The sequence below is a fragment of the Vibrio sp. B1FIG11 genome (genome assembly GCF_905175335.1).
Classification (GTDB): Bacteria; Pseudomonadota; Gammaproteobacteria; order Enterobacterales; family Vibrionaceae; genus Vibrio; species Vibrio campbellii.
The window spans coordinates 1730308-1749371 of record NZ_HG992752.1 but is presented as its reverse complement, the minus strand read 5'-3'; the positions used below and the strand labels follow the sequence as shown (position 1 = coordinate 1749371).

General features: G+C 45.5%; 17 protein-coding genes. 9 read left to right on the top strand and 8 right to left on the bottom strand.

Going from position 1 to position 19064, the window contains the following annotated elements; all coding sequences use genetic code 11:
- Positions 1 to 4: 4 nt before the first annotated feature.
- Positions 5 to 397, top strand: a complete 393-nt coding sequence (locus KHO06_RS24450; protein WP_212582751.1) for a ribosome recycling factor family protein — start codon at positions 5 to 7, stop codon at positions 395 to 397.
- Between the two features lie 94 nt (positions 398 to 491).
- Positions 492 to 1394, top strand: coding sequence for a neutral zinc metallopeptidase (locus KHO06_RS24445; RefSeq protein ID WP_045374531.1), 903 nt, complete (start codon positions 492 to 494; stop codon positions 1392 to 1394).
- Between the two features lie 125 nt (positions 1395 to 1519).
- Here the strand turns inward: KHO06_RS24445 and KHO06_RS24440 are convergent, their stop codons facing one another.
- Complete coding sequence (locus tag KHO06_RS24440) at positions 1520 to 2041, bottom strand: DUF2058 domain-containing protein (RefSeq protein WP_005532322.1); 522 nt, start codon at positions 2039 to 2041, stop codon at positions 1520 to 1522.
- 415 nt (positions 2042 to 2456) lie between these two features.
- Between KHO06_RS24440 and KHO06_RS24435 the strand changes: the two genes are divergently transcribed.
- Genes KHO06_RS24435 through KHO06_RS24415 form a run of 5 tightly spaced genes read left to right on the top strand, consistent with a single transcriptional unit; the run spans position 2457 to position 11864 of the window.
- A complete protein-coding gene (locus KHO06_RS24435; protein ID WP_081232812.1) occupies positions 2457 to 3056 on the top strand; it encodes a DUF1449 domain-containing protein in 600 nt (199 codons plus the stop codon).
- 21 nt (positions 3057 to 3077) lie between these two features.
- Entirely contained in the window at positions 3078 to 5165 is a 2088-nt protein-coding gene (locus KHO06_RS24430) for a peptidase (protein ID WP_005429644.1), read from the top strand.
- A gap of 57 nt (positions 5166 to 5222) precedes the next feature.
- Positions 5223 to 10085: a DNA repair ATPase gene (locus tag KHO06_RS24425; RefSeq protein ID WP_212582750.1), complete on the top strand. Its 4863-nt coding sequence runs from the start codon at positions 5223 to 5225 to the stop codon at positions 10083 to 10085.
- Positions 10086 to 10790 carry a phospholipase D-like domain-containing protein gene (locus KHO06_RS24420; protein ID WP_045383987.1) on the top strand — a complete coding sequence of 235 codons (705 nt, stop codon included), beginning with the start codon at positions 10086 to 10088 and terminating at the stop codon, positions 10788 to 10790.
- Between the two features lie 15 nt (positions 10791 to 10805).
- The gene (locus KHO06_RS24415; protein WP_212582749.1) at positions 10806 to 11864 is read left to right on the top strand and encodes a toxic anion resistance protein; all 1059 of its coding nucleotides are present in this window, start codon (positions 10806 to 10808) and stop codon (positions 11862 to 11864) included.
- A 143-nt stretch (positions 11865 to 12007) separates the two neighbouring features.
- Here the strand turns inward: KHO06_RS24415 and KHO06_RS24410 are convergent, their stop codons facing one another.
- The 4 genes from KHO06_RS24410 to KHO06_RS24395 all read right to left on the bottom strand — a co-directional run bounded on the left by KHO06_RS24410 (position 12008) and on the right by KHO06_RS24395 (position 14914).
- A complete protein-coding gene (locus KHO06_RS24410; protein ID WP_005429656.1) occupies positions 12008 to 12205 on the bottom strand; it encodes a hypothetical protein in 198 nt (65 codons plus the stop codon).
- Positions 12206 to 12368: 163 nt separating this feature from the next.
- Positions 12369 to 13460 (bottom strand): alkene reductase, encoded by a 1092-nt coding sequence (locus KHO06_RS24405; protein ID WP_212582748.1) that lies wholly within the window; start codon positions 13458 to 13460, stop codon positions 12369 to 12371.
- Positions 13461 to 13470: 10 nt separating this feature from the next.
- Positions 13471 to 14100: a GrxB family glutaredoxin gene (locus tag KHO06_RS24400; RefSeq protein ID WP_212582747.1), complete on the bottom strand. Its 630-nt coding sequence runs from the start codon at positions 14098 to 14100 to the stop codon at positions 13471 to 13473.
- A 145-nt stretch (positions 14101 to 14245) separates the two neighbouring features.
- Complete coding sequence (locus KHO06_RS24395; RefSeq protein ID WP_212582746.1) at positions 14246 to 14914, bottom strand: SDR family oxidoreductase; 669 nt, start codon at positions 14912 to 14914, stop codon at positions 14246 to 14248.
- A 121-nt stretch (positions 14915 to 15035) separates the two neighbouring features.
- Between KHO06_RS24395 and KHO06_RS24390 the strand changes: the two genes are divergently transcribed.
- On the top strand, positions 15036 to 15959 hold the full coding sequence (locus tag KHO06_RS24390) for a LysR family transcriptional regulator (protein WP_009706305.1): 924 nt from the start codon (positions 15036 to 15038) through the stop codon (positions 15957 to 15959).
- 7 nt (positions 15960 to 15966) lie between these two features.
- On the opposite strand, the gene KHO06_RS24385 is transcribed toward KHO06_RS24390, so the two are convergent.
- The 3 genes from KHO06_RS24385 to KHO06_RS24375 form a co-directional block, all read right to left on the bottom strand.
- Entirely contained in the window at positions 15967 to 16509 is a 543-nt protein-coding gene (locus tag KHO06_RS24385; RefSeq protein WP_212582745.1) for a nucleotidyltransferase family protein, read from the bottom strand.
- 5 nt (positions 16510 to 16514) lie between these two features.
- Positions 16515 to 16889, bottom strand: coding sequence for an MmcQ/YjbR family DNA-binding protein (locus KHO06_RS24380; protein WP_212582744.1), 375 nt, complete (start codon positions 16887 to 16889; stop codon positions 16515 to 16517).
- Between the two features lie 85 nt (positions 16890 to 16974).
- A complete protein-coding gene (locus tag KHO06_RS24375; protein WP_212582743.1) occupies positions 16975 to 17868 on the bottom strand; it encodes a LysR family transcriptional regulator in 894 nt (297 codons plus the stop codon).
- Positions 17869 to 18028: 160 nt separating this feature from the next.
- Here KHO06_RS24375 and KHO06_RS24370 point away from each other — a divergent pair, with 160 nt between their 5' ends.
- The gene (locus KHO06_RS24370) at positions 18029 to 18898 is read left to right on the top strand and encodes a Vmh family MBL fold metallo-hydrolase (RefSeq protein WP_212583433.1); all 870 of its coding nucleotides are present in this window, start codon (positions 18029 to 18031) and stop codon (positions 18896 to 18898) included.
- Positions 18899 to 19064: the final 166 nt, after the last annotated feature.

The window sequence follows — 19064 nt, the reverse complement described above, 5'->3', positions numbered from 1 at the left end:
CGGTTTGAAAGACACAACGATTACCATCTCTTTACCATCCTTGATTCACCGAATTGGTGGTGACCATGCCAAACGAGCCAAAGCTATCGCTGCAGAGAACAAGTGCGAACTGAAGCGCATTCGACGTTCTCGCAATTGGCAAATTACGGGTGAGGCTTTGGATTTAAAAGCGTTTCTCGACCGTATCAAGGCAGAAGAAGCTGAGCCGATGCGATTTATGGTTAACAAAATGGAAGCTGGTCTAGCCAAACATAGCGATAAGCTTGAGCCTTTGGAAGCTAAGCTCATTCGATTGGTAATGGAGAACCCAAACATTACTTTGGCAGAATTGATGTCGGAGACCAACTGTACTATCGCGCAAGCGCGAACGGCGCGCTTTGAGGCCGAGACGCTTTAAATTCATCTCGATTTGAGTTGTTTCCTGTTTCAGCAAGAACTCCAAAAATAGCCCACACTATGAAAGTGTAAAAGCAGAATACTTGGAGGAAAACATGCGATGGCGCAATAGTAAAAGAAGCTCAAACGTAGAAGACCGTCGAGGACAATCAGGGGCAAGAAGCTCTGCCTCAACAGGCTTACTCGTTGCGCAATTGTTCCGTTTTCTGCCTTTCCTCTTAAAAAGCAAGGTAGGGCGAGTGGTGTTACTTGGTGGCGTTCTGTTCTTTGGGTATCAAGCTCTTATGGGAGATGGTGACCTGATGGGACAAATTGCAGGCACGCCAGCGGTGACGCAACAGTCAAACAACTCAGCAAATAGCCAAGCGTTAACGGATGAGAATGCCCAATTTGTTGCGGCCATACTAGGGACGACCGAAACGGTTTGGGGTGAACTGCTGCCTAATGGTTATTCGGAGCCGACTTTAGTGCTGTACAGTGGTTCTACAATGACAGGGTGCGGCGTGGGTAGGGCGGTGACAGGGCCGTTTTATTGCCCAGCAGATCGGAAAATATATCTAGATTTGAGTTTTATGGATGAGCTCAAAAGACTCGGAGCACCAGGAGACTTTGCTTTCGCTTACGTAATTGCTCATGAAGTTGGCCACCACGTACAAACACTGCTTGGCACCAGCAATCAAGTTCGCCAATTGCAACAGCAATCCTCTAGAGTTGAAGCGAATGAATTGAGTGTCAAACTTGAACTGCAAGCTGACTGCTACGCTGGCGTATGGGGATTCTACGTCAATAATGAGATGAAACTGCTTGAGCCTGGAGATATGGAAGAGGGTATTGCTGCGGCAAGTGCTGTGGGCGATGACCGATTACAATCTATGGCAGGGCAAAGTGTACAGCCCGATAGTTTTACTCATGGATCTTCAGAGCAGCGGGTCGAGTGGTTTCAAAAAGGCTTTCAATCGGGTGATCCAAACCAATGCCAAACATTCGAAACTAACTGAGCAATGATGAGAGAGAATTATACAGTTTGAAGGTCAAGCAACCGTGATCTTGGTTTTGCTGTTTACAAAGAGTGAAACCAGACGGGAGCTTGACCTTACTTATCGAGTTTTGTTGCGAACTCGCTTTACCACATCAAATCGTCTGGCACGACGAAATCTGCGTATGGGTCATCTTCTGCTGGGATATCTGATTCAGGCTCTTTCTGTTCAATGATCACAGACTCGTCACGCTGAGCAATCTTGTTTGCAACAGGGCGAGGAATAACTACATAGCTCTCACCGACGATGGCAATTGCCAGGATACCTTTGATCAATTGATCACGGATGATTGAATCGACGTAAAGCGACTTCACAAGTGTACCGTGTGTGAAGTTGTATTTGATGTCGCCATCTTTCAAATCAACCTTGTTCATTTCAATCAGCTGGTTGATTTGCGCTTTGATTTCTTTGTTCAAGCGTTCTGCATTTTGTTGCTCGCTCAATTGCTTGTCACGCTCTAACTGCTGACGTTTGTTCTCTTCAACCGCCGCTTTTACTTCGCGAGCTTGAACGCGTGATTTTTTAGAGCCTTTTTTCGCTTTTTTCAGTTTTTTCTCGTTAACCAAGCCTGCTTTTAGCATCTGCTCTTGAAGGGTAAGTTTTGCCATGTTCTATCCAGTAAGTGCGCAATTTTGTGCATTTTAACCAGTCATTCGTCGCAAAGAAAGGGGCTGGTGCCTTTCTCATCTACATTGGATTGCTTGAAACAAGGGTAGCAATAGCATTGAGAAGTGGTTCAAATAAAGAACTTTATGCGATAAAAATAAATAATATTAAATAGGATGGCGTGTTAAATATATTTAGCCATACCTAGAGTTCTTATCTCTAATGTTTGTTTTGTAATTTAAATCTGAATTTATTGTGATGCTGTTAATATTAGTAACTATTAAATAAAGTACATTTTATTTGGTTGGTTTTAAATTTGTCGATATCAGTCACAAAAGAAAAGGTAAGGAAATAAACTTAATTAATGATCCTTTACCATAACGCGATGACACTCATCATTTAATATTGTTGCTAGTAATGACCGATATATTGCTGTCTTTCCCGACGAATGTTTTCTTTGTACCTTTTGTTTTTCTTCTTCTTATTATGTGCATCGATCTCATCTTCAACGTGGTAGATGTAGCCGTTGCAGATATAGAATTATTCGAGTCAGGCAGTCTATTTAGCGGTGGGCTTTTATTACCACCTATATTATCCAAAGTACCCTTGGCGGTAGGTTTGTGTGTTAGTTTCTTTTTCGCCACTATTCTATCGTTTTACTCATCATCTTTTCTAAATCAACACCTTAGTTCTGTTTTTTTGACGGTTGCGGAACTTGTCTCTATTCCAGTTAACTTCTACCTATCCTTGTATATCAGCGCGAAGCTATTAAGCCCTTTAGCGCCACTTTTTGATAAGAGCAAAGCTTTTGCAAAGGTCGACTTTATTGGAATGAAGGCAAAAGTTCACAGCAGTGAGGTGAACAGTCAACGTGGTGAAATTATTGTTCATCATAATGGCAGCGAATTTTTACTGGATGCACGGATTTTGGATTCTGATGCACCCATTGAATATGGGAACGATGTTGTGATCGTTTCTCTCAATAAACAAAAAAAATATTACATTATTAATCAGTAGCTAGAAAATTAAGGAGCAGCTATGCAGATTTCTCCAAGTCTGATATTCCTTGGGATTGGTATCGGGATTTTTTTGATTATTCTTATCTTTCTCACCACCCGATATAAAAAGGTTCGAGGTGAAGGCGACGCACTAATTGTCAATGGACTGCATGCCACGCGCGCTTCTCTAACTGGTACTTTTGTATGGCCAGTGATCAACAAATTTGAGTTTATGGATATTACTCGTAAAAAGATCTCTGTTGTTCGAAGTGGTCGCAAAGATCAAGAAGGTGAAGAATACGAAGGCCTTCATTGCCGAGACAATATTCGTGCGGACCTTAAAGTTGATTTTTACATCGGTGTGAATCACGAAGAAGAAGACATTGTTCGTGTTGCTAAACTTTTTACTGCCCATGATGCTTCTAACCTAGAGCGACTAAAAGAGCACTTCCAACCAAAGTTCTCTGAAGCACTGAAAACGGCAGTAAAACAGTTTGAATTTGAAGAGCTGTTAACGAATCGCCGTGCTTTCCGTGATGCCGTTGTTGAAGTCATCGGTAGTGAAATGGATGGCTTTAAGATCTACGACGTTGTTATCGATAAAGTTGACCAAACCGCGCTAGACGCTCATAGCCCAGGCAACATTCTTGACGTAGAAGGTATCCGTAAGATCTCTGCCATCACAGCGCAAAAGAATACGGAAACCAACGCGATTCGTCAGGATGAACGTACAACGATCAAGAAGAAAAACGTTGAAGCTGAGGCAAACCGCTTACAGCTTGATAAGCAAGAAAAAGAGAGTATTGCCCGCACTCAGCGTGAAATCGATATTATCAAAGCGCAAGAAGAAGCGTTGGCCGCTGAAAAACGTGAAGAATATGAGCGAATCACTAAGCTAGCAGAGCTAGAAACTGAAGAAGAAGTGGCTAAGAAGCGCGAAAGTGTTGAGATGGAAGTCGAGATGACGCGTATCGCAAACCAACGCCAAGTGGCAATTCAACAAGAAGAATTGAACCGTTCAGTAGAGACTGAGCGAGTTCGTACTGCTACGGAAGTTGCTGAGCGAGAAATGCAGAAAGAGACGACGGTAGAAGAAGCGATGAAGTCTGTCGCGGAAACTCGTTCTCAGCGTGTAGAAATCGAACGTAAGATTGCTCGCGAAGAAGAAGAGACGGAAAACCTACGCGTTAATGAGCGTGTTAACCGTGAAAAACGCATCAAACTGACCGAAGCAGAAGCGGTTGCTGAATCTGCACAGATTGAACTGCTGGTTGCCGCTCGTGCAGAAAAAGATGCCGCTCGCGAACGTTCTGAACGTATTTTGATTGAGAACGAAGCTGAGCTGAAAGTGAAAACGCGTGATGCGGAAAACGAGCTAGCGGTGAAGACACGTCAAGCCGAAGCGGAACAAGTAGTGACGACCAAGCGTGCAGAAGCTGAGTTTGTGGCGAAAGACCGTGAAGCAGCAGCAAAAGAGCGTATGGCACAAGCAGAGAAAGAACTGATCAGTGCTACGGGTCTTGCTGAAGTGGAAGTTGAGCGCGAGCGTGCACTTGCGATCAAAGAGACGGGTGAAGCAGAAGCTTACACCTTACAAAGTGCCGGTGAAGCGGAAGCGCAAGCTCTACGTGCTAAAGGCCTGGCAGAAGCAGAAGCTCAGACAGCTCGCTTTGAGGCGGCTCAGCAATACGATGATCACACCCGTGAACACGACAAGTGGGTGATGCAGTTGCAACAAGAGAAAGACCTTGAATTGGCGCGCATTGATGCTCAGAAAACCGTGGTTGGGGCGAACGCTCAAGCCTTGGGTGAGGCGCTATCGAAAGCCGATATCCGTTTGTTTGGTGGTGAAGGAATGGAGCAAATCCGTCGCACTATCATGGATGCCGCTGTCGTCGATGCGAAGTTTAATGAATCAGAGGTTCTTAACCCACTGGTCTCAGATTATGTGAATGGCAACCGTAGCCTGCCGCAAGACATCAAAGACGTGTTAGAGAGTACAGAACTGAAAAGCAGTGACTTGAGTAATGTCGCGCTCGCAAGTTTACTGAATTCACAAGGTGGCGCTGCGGAGCTAATGAAGAAAATCCAAAGCTCCCTAGATACGACAACCAGCGATAAATCATAATTTTCACTCTCTCTAAAAAATCCCGCTTCTTCGTAAGCGGGATTTATAGGTATTAGCATGTCAGATATGACTCAAAAAGCGGTGAGTGATGCTGGTGCATACGATGTTTTAAAGACGCGTTTGTTGCAGCAAGGCAGCCAGCTAAAGTCTCTCTCCCAATCCTTCAATCAGCAACGCCAAGAAACGTTTGGCGGCCAAGATTTTAAATTGATCGGTAAGGTCAATGTTCAAACCGATGCTAAGTGCATTCCAATCGATATGGCTCAGGTAAACCAGCATTTATTGTTCGGTTATCATGTGCAAGTTGGGATGAAAGCGACGCCTTCATTAGACGATGTGTTTGGGCTTTATCACCTCCACGAAAATGAAGGGACATTTCGTGTTGAGCCGCTTCCACTTGAATCCAGTTTTTTATCCGATTCCCGTTTTAGCCATGAATTGACGGAACTGTTTACTTACTACCGAGACGCAAAGCTTTCACAAATCTCTCGCCAAGAAAGCACGCTTTATATCGCCTTCCAAATTGGCATGCGTCCAGAAGACAGAAAAGTCTTCCGTTTTCAGATCAACGCTCATTCTATCGAGTACATTGATTCCTTAGGTCAGAACGCCTTAACCAGTGTTCCTCAACATGATTTTGATTGGATCCCAACAACGCGAGATGACCACGTGCTTGGCGATCATCCGCATGTGTCTATTCAAGATAAGTTGTTTGTTGAATGTGTTGGCGGGGACTTAACCATCAAGGTGGAAGACAATACCAAAGATGGTAAAGGTATCTATAGAGAAGACGTTGAAGACCCACACCAAAGCGTGGCTGACGCACATATCGATTACGCGTTTGTCGGAGACTTAATTGCACTACGAGTAAAGCCAAACCGAGAAAAACACGCTCGATACTTCCTCTACAATTCAGTGACTCAGTCCGTCGTAAGGGCTGATGCATTAGGGGCAAGCGCAAAAACGCTACCTGAAGATCATGGCGTGCTATACGCCAATGGCTATGTTTTATCAAATGGTGAAGACAAACAGTTCGCCTTTGACGCTGACCAGCTCAAGTTCTTCCAGCAGATCACGTCACCGAATGGTGAAGATATTCTTTATATCTTTTTCAACGCCGTTGAAGGTTATTACATCGCGTACACCTACAACTTGATTGAGAAGAAATTTGAAGCGCCAATGGAGAGCCACGGTTACAGCTTATACCCAGATGGCCGCTGGTTAGTGTTTCAATTGTCTGAGAATGAAGAGGCGTCGACCATCCACCCGATGAGGATTTGGGATACGCCATTTTCTACCCCAGAGCACTATGCGAAAGTCAACGCGCAAACCCAAGGCAGCAGTCCACTGTTCAATCTTGGTAATACGGAGTTGGTTCGAGCGCTGTCTTCTGTTCTTTCGATTTGCCAATTAGCGCAGAGTGAAGAAGTAACTCAAGCGGCCTATGAAGTACTTATCAAGCAGTGTCGCTCGACCCTCGATCACTACACTTGGCTCAATCATGATTACGCTTGCGGAATAGGCAGTGCGATCAATGAACTCATGGGGACTACCGATAAGATCATCGATGAGTTTGCCAAAGTTCAGCAGTTACAAAAACATGCTTCAAGCAGCCTTGATGAGCAAAAATCGGCAGTTTCCGAGCTCATCGGCAAAATCAAACTGGCCCCAAAAGAGCAAGCGAACACATTACTGAGTTTGCTTAGTGAAGTAAAAGGGCAAGTCGGTGTGACTATGTCGCTCCGTCAGCAACATTACATTGATGAAGTTCAAGTTGACCGTTTGCTTGAAGAGTTACAGGCACAGCGCGAGTCACTTAACCTGCATTTGCTCACCCTTCTTCAAGACGAAAAAGCGTACGTCCCTTTCAAGAAGCAAATTCAAAAAATTGAATTACAGCTCGAAGAAGTAACCAAAACGGCGGAGATTCAGAAGCTTAATGAAGAAGTGGAAACGCTTCGTCATGAGCTCCAGATAGTGACGGAAGAAGTCACGGACATCGAAACAGAAGATCCGACACAAGCTACTCGGATCTTAGACCTCACCACAGAAGTAACGTCGCTGCTTAACACGGTTTCAGCTAAGCTAAGAGCAAAGTCTCAAGGCTTACAAAGTGAAGAAGCTCAAGCGGAATTTAGTGCTCAATTTAAGCTGCTCAGCCAGTCTGTGAGCAGTGCAATGGAGCAAGCGTTAACGCCAGACGATTGTGATACCCAGCTTGCTAAGCTTGTTGGGCAATTGGATAAGTTAGAGTCGCGCTTCGCGGATTTCGACCAGTTTCTAAGTGAGATTTATTCAAAGCGTGATGAGATCCAATCAACGTTGGATAACCACAAGCAACAGCTCATTGCAGGTCAGCAACGTCGAGTACAAAACTTACTTCAAGCTGCTAACGTTACCATGAGCAGCATAGAAAAACGAGTTGAGCGATTCGATGATGTTGCAGGACTGAACAGCTACTTTGCCACCGACGCAATGGTTCTCAAGCTACAACAGTTGTCTCAGACTATTCGTGAGCTTGGCGACAGTGTCAAAGCAGACAGCGTTGACTCAAAATTGAAGTCGCTTCAAGACCAATCGCTACGCGCATTACGAGATAACCAAGACATCTTCGAGAAAGGTGGTACGGTTCTACGCTTGGGCAAGCATCGATTTAGTGTGAATCAGCAACCACTTGACCTCAGTTTGGTCGATCAAAGTGGTGAGTTGGCGCTGCACATCTCCGGTACGGATTTTTACCAAGCAGTAGAAGACAAAGCATTTCTCGACCTGCAAACCGTTTCTCGTTTAGACGTTGCCTCAGAGAGTGAGGACGTCTATCGAGCGGAGTATCTTGCGTACTTAATCTTGCATCAAGCGTCTATCAATCAAGATGGGCAGAGCCTAGATAGGCTTTATGAAGCTTTGAGAGAAGATAAGTTGAACGAGCTTGTTCAACGCTTTGCAGCACCACGATATCGAGAAGGGTACGTCAAAGGTATCCACGACCATGATGCGGTTAACATTTTACGTAAGGTGCTGCCTGTTTATCAGCAAGCGGGGTTATTGTGTTACAGCCAAACCGCGCGCTCGAAGGCCATCTTGTGGCTATTAGAGCAAGATGCTGACCAAATAGGTCACTATCAACAACAGGCGCAAAACGCGAAGTTATTGCGAGAGCATTTAAATGCATCGCAAGCGTATCAAGAGCTGCAAAAACAACTGGTTGATTCCCTAAATGATGATCAACATGAAGCCGCTGACTACCTTGCGCAGCTATTTAGTGAGCAAGATTGGCAAATCGAAGTGAGTCAGGATTCCCTTTCTCTCTGCGAAGATTATTTGCAATTTAGACGCAGTTTGGGCTGGCAACCTCAACCGCTCAGCTTTACCGAATCATTTAACGATCATCATCAGTGGTTAAGTGCGTACACTGCGAAAAAGCAATACGGTCAGGCATTCGTATGCGAAGCGGCGACGGTGGCTGTGGTGAATACCTTGTCTGAGAAAAGGCTAGCCAGTGTCGACTTTTCATTAGTGTGTCATGTCGAAGGGTTACTGGGAGAGCACACTCGAATTAGCAAAGGCAGTTTAGAGCTCGTATTGGATGACTTTATTCAAAGAAATGAACATCACCGAAGCTCGGTCGTTCCGAATTTTGAAGCTTATCTATCCCAGCGCACCCAGTTGTTGAGTTCTGCTAAGGAAGATTTCCGTCTTAGTGAGTTTAAACCTCGCCCATTAACGTCATTTGTGCGCAACAAGCTGATCAGTGAGAGCTACTTACCTCTTATTGGCGACAACTTTGCTAAGCAAATGGGTACGTTAGGCGATAAAAAGCGTACTGACTTGATGGGGATGCTACTTCTTATCTCTCCGCCTGGTTACGGTAAAACGACGTTAATTGAGTATGTTGCACACAAATTGGGTTTGGTGTTCATGAAGATCAATGGCCCATCCATCGGTCATCAAGCGACATCCCTCGACCCCGCCGACGCCCCCGATCAAAATGCGGCGCGTGAAATTGAGAAAATTAACCTTGCTTTCGAGATGGGCAACAACGTGTTGCTGTACTTGGATGATATTCAACATACCCATCCCGAATTCTTACAGAAATTCATCTCACTCTGTGATGGTACGCGTCGCGTAGAAGGCACTTGGAAAGGGAAAACGAAAACCTATGACATGCGCGGCAAAAAGTTTGCTGTCGTGATGGCGGGTAACCCGTACACCGAGAGTGGCGAAGCATTCCGAATCCCAGACATGTTGGCTAACCGTGCGGACATCTACAACCTCGGTGATATGCTCTCTGACCAGAAATCGATCTTCGATTTAAGCTTTATCGAAAACTCGCTCACGTCCAACAGCGTGCTTGCGCCTTTAGCAACGCGAGACCTGAATGATTTGTACCGCTTTGTCAGAATGGCAGAGGGAGAAAGCATCGCGCTGAGTGAGATGAGCCATTCTTATTCTGCGATCGAATCTGGCGAGATCGTGACAACCTTGCAAAAACTGATCATGGCGCAGCAAATTGTCTTGAAGGTGAATCAGCAGTACATCAAGTCAGCCGCAACAGCAGATCAGTATCGTGTCGAACCTCCCTTCAAGCTGCAAGGTTCGTATCGAAACATGAATAAACTGGCGGAGAAAATCTCGTCAGTGATGACTGACCAAGAGATGAGCACGCTGCTTCAAGATCACTATCAGGGTGAAGCACAAACACTGGCCGCGGGCACTGAGGAAAACCTACTCAAGCTTGCAGAGCTGCGTGGTGATATGACGGATGAACAGCAAGCTCGTTGGTCTGAAATCAAAGAAGGGTATCTGCGTCAGCAAATGATGGGTGATTCCGAAGACCGAGCAGGGCAGGTTGTGCAGCAACTTGCTATGTTGAATCAACATGTTGCTCGATTTGGTCGTCATGATCAGGAGGGAAGCTAAATGAATCGACAGAAATGGTCAGCGTGGCTAGAGGCTTCGATACAAGATTATCGCCTAGATGATAGTGAGCGAAGAGAGCTCCAATCAGAGCTGCAGGACTCGGTATTAAGTCATGAAGACCGCGCCTACCTGCGTAATATGAGCTTTAAGCTCGTGCAGCAAGAAATCCAAAATCAAGGTGATGCAGCCGCTTTAGTTCGTTGGTTGGAGCGCGTGGTCAAGGTTTTAGACAATGTTATGAGTGAGAACTCGGCAGACACCGCGTCGAGTTGGTTTTCTCCGGGTAGAGCGTGTGCGTCCGGCATCATTGAACAGCTGAAGCTGGCTCGTCACTCGGTGGACATTTGTGTTTTCACTATCGCGGATAACGACTTAACCGATCAGATCCTCGCCGCGCATAAAAGAGGCGTGGCGGTCCGAATCGTGACCGACAACGACAAAATGTACGATAAAGGCAGTGATGTTGAATACCTTGCAGCACAGGGCGTGGCGGTCAAAATTGATACGACTCGATACCATATGCACCATAAGTTCGCGATCTTCGACCAACAGAGGTTGATCAATGGCAGCTTTAACTGGACACGCAGCGCTTCTAAATACAATCAGGAAGATATCACGCTTACCGACGACCGCAGGTTTGTTTCTGCGTTCTTAAGACAATTTGAAACGCTATGGCAGAAGTTTCCTTGCCATAAGCCGTCATAAATATAGGGAGATCCCATGACCGAATTGATGAATTCTGAACATCAGGTACTTGAGGTGGACGCTACTCCTCAAATCGTCGCACTCGCAGAGCAATTTGATGCGTTTGATAGCGTAGCGACGATCACTTTTGGTAAAGAGGCGCTGGAAAAAATCACGGCTTTCTCTGACGAAGTGTTAGAGCAAGTTCGTGTTCGCGACAGCGGTGAAGCGGGCGATATTTTGCATGCAATGGTATCGTCCATGGACAGCGCTGAATTCTCAAATTTAGGCAAAACCAGTTTGTTATCAAAACTTCCTCTGGTAGGTGAGCTTTTTGATTCATTCAAAAAATTCTCGGCAAGTTTTGATTCAGTGAAAAGCCAACTGGAGCAGCTTTCAGGGCGTTTAGAAGCACAAGAAATGAAGCTGGCTCATGATATTACCCAGCTCGATACGCTCTATGACCATAATTTAGAGTTGCTCGGCGGATTAGAGCAGTACATCGCCGCTGGTAAGTATAAGTTAAACCAGCTTACGCAAAATGTGTTACCAAGCTTACTGGCACAATCTGAGCAAAGTGGTGACGCGTTGGATGCCCAGAAATACCGTGATGCGACCCAAGCCGTTGCGCGTTTAGAAAAGCGCGTGCATAACCTTGAGCTCACTCGCCTTGCTGCTATCCAAACCGCACCTCAGATTCGATTGTCTCAAGAAGGCAATAAAATGCTGATGGAAGACATTCAAGATATCGTGCACAACACATTTCCATTGTGGAAGCGCCAATTCTTGATTGCGATTTCCAATTACGAAAAAGAAAAAGCGTTGAAGGTAACGCGTGCGGTGAAGGATTACACCAATAAGCAATATGTGCAAAACGCAGAGAAACTGAAGGCGTTAGAAGAACAAATTGCAGAAAACTACCAGCGTGGCATTCTCGATCTCGATTCTCTAGAGACCGTGAATCAACTGACGATAGAAACGTTGAACAATACGCTATCGCGAGTGAAGGAAGGCAGAGCGCAACGCGAGCAGGCTCAACAAGTGATTGAGCGAGCAGAGGCAGAACTTAAACAAGCGCTTGAGCAAACCTTGTAAGGTGAACCATCGAGAAATCACTCCCTCACTCATTTTTTATCTACTTTTAACGAGTGATAGAAAATAGGGAGTGATTTTTTTGGTAAAAGAGACAGTGTGGCTTTATCCCGAACTTAAGCGAGACCACACTGCGGTGATTGCACTTACATGTGACCAGAACCGTGGAACATGCCACCGAACATTCCGCCAAATATCATCCCTAAAATGCTGAAGATGATCCCTAGAATGATCATCGCAGGAATTGAAGCGATAGCGAACTTGACCATAAAGATCACCATCGACATAAATGGCATTTTAATATCAACAACCGTCACTTCTTGTTTTGAATTTTCATCAGACACGAGCGTTCTCCTAAATTTGCATTCTGAATATGCAGCCAGTTTATTACACCTAAACACAAGAAAACGTTGAACTACTTTGCGCTTTTCTCTTTATGGGATAACAACTGATTAATTTGAGAAATACGGCACGCTATGAATCGCTATCACAAGCGGGTAAAGCCTCTCAACCAAGCGCTGGGTAATCTGTATAGCCGTGTTCATTACCACCAAAGAGTGTTGAGCCATCCAGGTCTGCCAGAGGTTGTTGGTGCTGTAAGCGCGCCACCAAATCTGGGTTAGACACAAACGGGCGTCCAAACGCGACTAAATCCGCATAACCTTTTTCAAGTACCTCGTCAGCACGCTCTTGTGTGTAACTGCCAGCCACGATAATCGTATTGGTGAAGTATTCGCGCAGCTCGATGCGGAAGCTTTCTGGAATCACTGGTGCGTCGTCCCAATCCGCTTCTGACAGGTGTAAGTACGCAATATCACGAGCTTGAAGTTGTTTCGATGCATCGAGGATGGTTGGCACAATGTCTGGGCAGTTCATGTCCTTGAAAGTGATGAAAGGTGCGAGTCGTACTCCTACTTTGTTGGCTCCAATGGCTTCGCTCACCACATCGACCACTTCTAACAAAAAGCGAAGTCGGTTTTCGCGAGTACCGCCGTAGTTGTCGGTTCTGTGATTTGAGTTGGTACGTATAAACTGGTCAATCAGGTAACCATTACCGCCGTGGATTTCGACGCCATCGAAGCCTGCTTCAATCGCACGTTTCGCGGCATGGGCAAAATCTCTTACCACACGGTCAATATCCGCTTGAGTCATGGCTCGAGGCTCTACACAATCGACCATGTTGCCATTGCCTTGTTCGTCGGCAATCCAAACTTGAGTTTCTACTGGTTTTAGTGCTGATGGGGCAATAGGCTGTTCGCCTTTTTGAAATGTCGGGTGTGATACACGGCCAACATGCCATAACTGACAAAACATCGCTGCGCCTTGCTCTTTTGCTGCTTGAGTGACGGTTTTCCAGCCAACCACTTGTTCATCAGTGTAGACGCCTGGTGTGAATGAGTACCCCTGCGAATCGTCTGAAATCTGGGTGGCTTCAGAGATGATTAAGCCTGCGGTAGCGCGCTGCTTGTAGTAAGTCGCCATCATTTGGTTTGGGATATTCCCCGGTTGGCTGGTGCGCGCTCGGGTCATTGGTGCCATGACTACGCGGTTTTGTAGATCCAGTTGTTTTAGCTGTGCTGGTTCAAATAGCTTGCTCATGATTGGTTCCTTACTTAAGTAGTGGTACTTGGGTTTTGTTGCTTACCGATTCCATCCAATCTTTCACGGTGTTGTCCCATTGGATTTCTATGGCACTGAAGAACCCGCGCAAAATAGAAAATAGGATCGCTTCGTCTACCAAAGCCACATGCTGATAAGAGTCGAGATTCAACACACTTTTCACACGTTCAATGAGCGCTTCGACCTCTTTGGCAATGTTTGGAGTGTCCTGCAGGAGTGCATCAAAATTGAGTGCGTCAGTTTCCTTTTTTGCGCGCCAAGCTTGCTGTGCAGACTGAGTGGCAAACTCTGGTAAATCCATGTTTGACCAACGTGGGTAACCCACTTTTTGTAATGGAAGGAACGCGATTTTTTGCCAATCCAACACCGCTTGCGATGGTTGGCTTGTTTCACTTGATGTTTCCAGTTCAAGGAAGTAAGCGATGATATCGAGACTTTCTGCCATCGCTTCACCGTTGTCTTTGATAAGAAGTGGCACTTGCTTGGTTCCAATCAGGTCTGTTGTGGTTTTGTCATCGTTATAAGCAATATTGATGACGTCGAGTTGGATATTCAGCATGCCAGCAACATAGCGGACGCGAGCACTGAATGGGCAATGTTCGTAAATGTAGAGTTTCATAGTGTTTTCCTAGTGATTTAATTGGGCAGCCCCGCTTGTTCGGGAGACGTTAAGTCAGGGCTACCAGTAGGGATGAAATTAGTTGTTGAAGCTCGGAGCTAACTCAGCCTGTTTGCTTTCTTTGCGGTTTGCTAAGCGTATGTTGTTAGCCAAGCAGTGCGCCACCATCAACATCAATCACGGCGCCAGTCATGTAGCTGTTTTCAATCAGAAGTAAGTAAGCTCTTGCAACGTCACCGGCTTCGCCTACTTTGCCAACAGGTAAGCTATTTTGCGTGCGTTGGTACATGGCATTTCTGTCGTCTTCGTTCATGCCTTCATACGCCTTAGTTCTAGTCAAACCTGGGCTGACCGCATTTACTCGGATAGGAGCCAATTCTTTCGCCAGTACTTTCGTGGTCGCTTCAATGGCCGCGTTGATGGCAGTTTTGACGTAGGTGTTAGCAACAACTTTGCGCGATAACATGCCAGACGTTAGCGTGATTGAGCCGCCTTTCTTGATGTAGCGTGCGCCATGTTTCGCCGCGTTGATTGCGCCCCAAAACTTGGTATCAAAAGCGTATTTTGCTTGGGAAACTTCCACGTCTACGACTTTTCCTGCCGGAGCATAAGAACCTGCTGTGACGATCAGGTGGTCAAAAGCACCAATGGTTTCGAAGTAGTGGTAAACCGACTGTTCATCGCTGATGTCTAGCCCTGTTTTTCGGCTTGCTACGTGGACAACCGCATTGTCGCTTGCAAGTTGTTGGCTAAGTTCAGCACCAATACCTGATGTGCCACCTAGTACGACGTAAACAGTTTTTTCTGTTTTCATGATTTGCTTCTCCAATCTTGTTTCGTTGGAGCCAGTATATTGACTGGAAGAAATTTGATAATTGGGTAATATTTGAATTGATTATTCAGCTCAGGTGAATAATGAAGTTTAAGGAGAGAATGTGGACAAGTTTTCGGATATGACGCTGTTTGTCAGCATAGTGAAGAACCAAGGGCTGGCGGCGGCTGGTAGAGAGCTCGGCTTATCGCCAGCAACAGTAACGGCAAGATTGCAGTCGCTGGAAGACCGTTATGGGGTGAAATTACTTAATCGCAGTACAAGGCATATTTCACTGACGGACTCTGGTGCTATGTACCATCAGGCATGCTTGGAAATCATCGACAGCGTTAAAGAGACGGAAAACTTACTCCAAACTGGCACCAAAGAAGTGCGCGGCACACTTAAAATCTCGGCTCCTCGTGATATTGGTAAGCAATACATTTCGCCAATACTGTCGGAATTTAGTCAGCTCTATCCCGATGTGATTCCTTATCTGTATTTGAACGATAACTTATCCAACTTAGCTGAGTCCGGTTTGGACATCGTTATCCGATATGGTGAGTTAGCCGACAGCAACCTTATCTCTCGCAAACTGGCGTCCAGTCGCCGAGTGCTTTGCGCTTCTCCTCAGTATTTGGCAAAGAAAGGCACGCCGATCACGCCACAAGATTTAGCACAGCATGATTGCTTAGCCATGGTTCGCAGCAATGAAGAGTTGAAAACATGGCACTTTCAAGATGAAGAGCAGCACAATGTTGTTACTGTCGTACCGAAGCGTTTTTCTGATGATGGTGAAGTGATTCGTCAGTGGGCGTTAGATGGAGCGGGTATTGCGTTGAAATCGATTCTCGATGTACAAGAGGACATCAAACAGCAGCGTTTAGTGACGGTATTAAATGGCTATATGAAGAACTTCAACGCATCGACCTCTTCTGCAGGCGCGGATTTGAACGTGATTTACCTGAGCCGCCAGTATCAACCCAAGCGACTTCGCTTGTTTTTGGACTTCTTGATTGAGCGTTTTCATAGCCAGTTCCCGGAATAAGCAAGGCTTAGACGGCAACCTGTAATTGAGGCCATGTGATTAGCCAGTTTTTGGATTCTACCCGAGATTGAAACAGCGCTAATTTTCGCTTGGTATTGTAAGTAATCTGGCCTTCAAACAAAGACTCAAATCCGAACGCAGAAATGCACTCTATCTGGTTCTTTTCGTTCAATCTGGCCGCAACCGCCGTCTCTTTTTCTGGCCAGTAACTCATCGCATCTAAGGTACTTTGGTAAGGTGTATCACCATTTCTTAGGTGCATGTTTGCTTGATTGCGCACTTGCCAGTTGAACTCTGGCATCAAGGCGTTTAGCTGCGTTTCGTATTTGAGGTAGGTTTGTTCGTCCAACTCATTCGGATCGAAATAAACAACATCAAGATCATTTAATGGTGTTGGAATTGGCTTTTGATGAAGGCGGTCCCAAACTAGGTTTCGTACAAAGCCAGCGGCAATGTAGCAATCTGGTAAAGCAAGTGAGCGAACACACTCTAATGCATGAGTGCGAAGTGGATCTCCTGCCAACAACTGAGCAAGTTTATCTTCAAGCATCGGCATTACTTCGCTGATGGCAGCTCGATGCCCAATTCATCGCGTTTTCGCTTACTCAAGCCAAGTGCAACTAATCGATAAGATTCTGATAAATAGTACCTTAGCTCTTCGTCTAGGCGTCCTGAGGTTTCCGTTTGCTGAATCCACTTCATACCTCGGTTAGCGAAATAAGGGGCCGGAATATAGCCTTCATAATCACTTAAAAAATCGAAGTTTAAAGGTGAAGTCTTAAACGTAAATGCAGGCTGTTTGTCTTTACTCCAGCCACCAATAGCAAATACCTTTCCACCGACTTTCCAAACGTGTGCATCCCCCCATTGAACAACATGGGAAGTGGCAGCGAATGAGCCGCAGAATTGATTAAATTCATCGTATGTCATGATGACGTCTCAACCTATCTTGGTCACGGATTTCGCTAGACTAACACAGGTTGAGAGTAAGGTTAGGACCTTTACGGAAAAGTGCTCACCAACGCTTAGATTCCGACATGCTGGTGGAGAGATGGTCGATAAAGGCTCTTAATAACGGTGTGACTTGTTTACGTGTGCCGTAGATGGCATGAACGCCTAACGTTTTTGGGTGCCATTCTGGTAACAGCTGAATCAACTTACCCTCAGTGAGCAAATCCTTCACGGTTGGGAAAGGCTGTAAGCTGATTCCGTTACCATTTAAAGCGGCAGCAAGCAGTACTTCCGGGCTATTCGCGCTGATATTGCCTTTGATGGAGACTGATTCATCACCGTTTGGTCCAGAGAATATCCACTCAGAACGACCAAAATAGCTAAACGAAAGACAATTGTGGTGTCCTAGGTCTTGGGCGTTTAACGGTGCACCTTTTTGTTCGATATATTTGGGGGACGCACATATCACCGAGCGGCATTCACCTAATTGCTTTGCTACGACATTAGCAGGCAACTCATTGGTGGTGCGTATGGCAAGATCAATGCGTGATTCCACAAGGTTTACGGTTTCATCTGTCGACACAATGTCAATCGCCACATCAGGCCACTGTTCAACAAAGCTTGTGATAGCATCAATGAGGAAGCTACTCACAATGGAATAGCTTGCGGTAATACGCATTTGACCTTTTAGATTCACTCGATTTTGGTTTCGGATTCCGCTTAGGGATTCTTCAAGTGCAAGTAGCTCTCGTGCGATCTCAAGCGTCTCTTTCCCTGCACTGGTTAAGCTGAGGCTTCGAGTTGTGCGGTGGAGTAAACGAGTATCCATCCACTTTTCGAGCTCACTTAAATAACGTGTCACTTTGGTTCGTGAAAGATCGAGATGCTCTGCTGCTGCACTCAAGCTTCCTCGCTCTACGATCGTGACAAAGACATTCATTGCCTCAAGTCTGTCCATTCTGTTGCTTCACCTCAAGAAAATCGCCGTCACAGTATATGTCCGGATTTCGCAACAGTGAAAGTTAATTTGCTGTCTATTTCATCTAAAACCAATCAAATAAGATGACCTCAACATTAAACGAGCCGCATGAGATGGTTCTCTAATACGGAATAAGATGATGAATAAGCGTTCAATTACTCTACTGATCACAGCACTAGCGGCATCGAACTATGTGTCGGCTGCAGACTTAACGATTAACCACTACAACCCCGGTGAAAATGCGATCTTTCCTGCAAGCTCTGTTCTTGTTTCTGGTGAAAAAGAGCTGATGTTGTTTGACGCACAATTTAGTGTCAAAGATGGAAAAAAGTTGGTGGAACAGATTAAAAAGAGTGGCAAAGAGCTGTCGATGATTTACATCAGCAGCGGTGACCCAGACTATTATTTTGGCCTAGAGCCTATTGTTGCGGCCTTCCCTGATGTGAAAGTGGTTGCGAGCGAAGCGGTTGTTAAACATATCGAGCGAACAAAAGACGCGAAGCTGGCGTACTGGGGACCGATTTTGAAAGAGGGGGCACCATCAAAAATTGTTGTGCCTACTGTACTCAATGACACCTCTCTGACGCTTGAAGGTAAGCGCATTGAAGTAAAAGAAATCAATACTCATGATGCTTACCTATGGGTGCCTTCAGAGAAAACGGTATTTGGTGGAGTATCGGTTTACAGTGGCGTTCATGTTTGGATGGCGGACACTCAGTCAAAACAAGAGCGTGCTCAATGGTCTCAATCGTTGGAGCGTATGAAAGCACTGAAACCAAAAACCGTGATTCCGGGACACTACCTTGGTGATATGCCGAAAGGTGTGGAAGGTGTTCAATTCACCATGAATTACATCGCAGATATTGAGCAGACATTAGAAAAATTAAGCAAGCCATCATCAAGCGAGATTTCGGCAGCGATGAAGGCTAAGTACCCACAATTTGCTGCTACAGAAGGCGATCTTGAACTGGGCGCGAAAGTGCTAAGTGGTGAAATGGAGTGGCATTAATCTAAGCCTGTTATTCGCCATACTGCCCAAAAAACAGCCCTCATTGTGAGGAGCTGTTTTTTATTACTTAGCAGTTTGCGGACGAGGCTTATAAATCTACCACTGATGACCGTTAAGTTAATAAGTGTCAATTTGAAAACTTCTGTTCATTTTTTGTTGGGTTAAA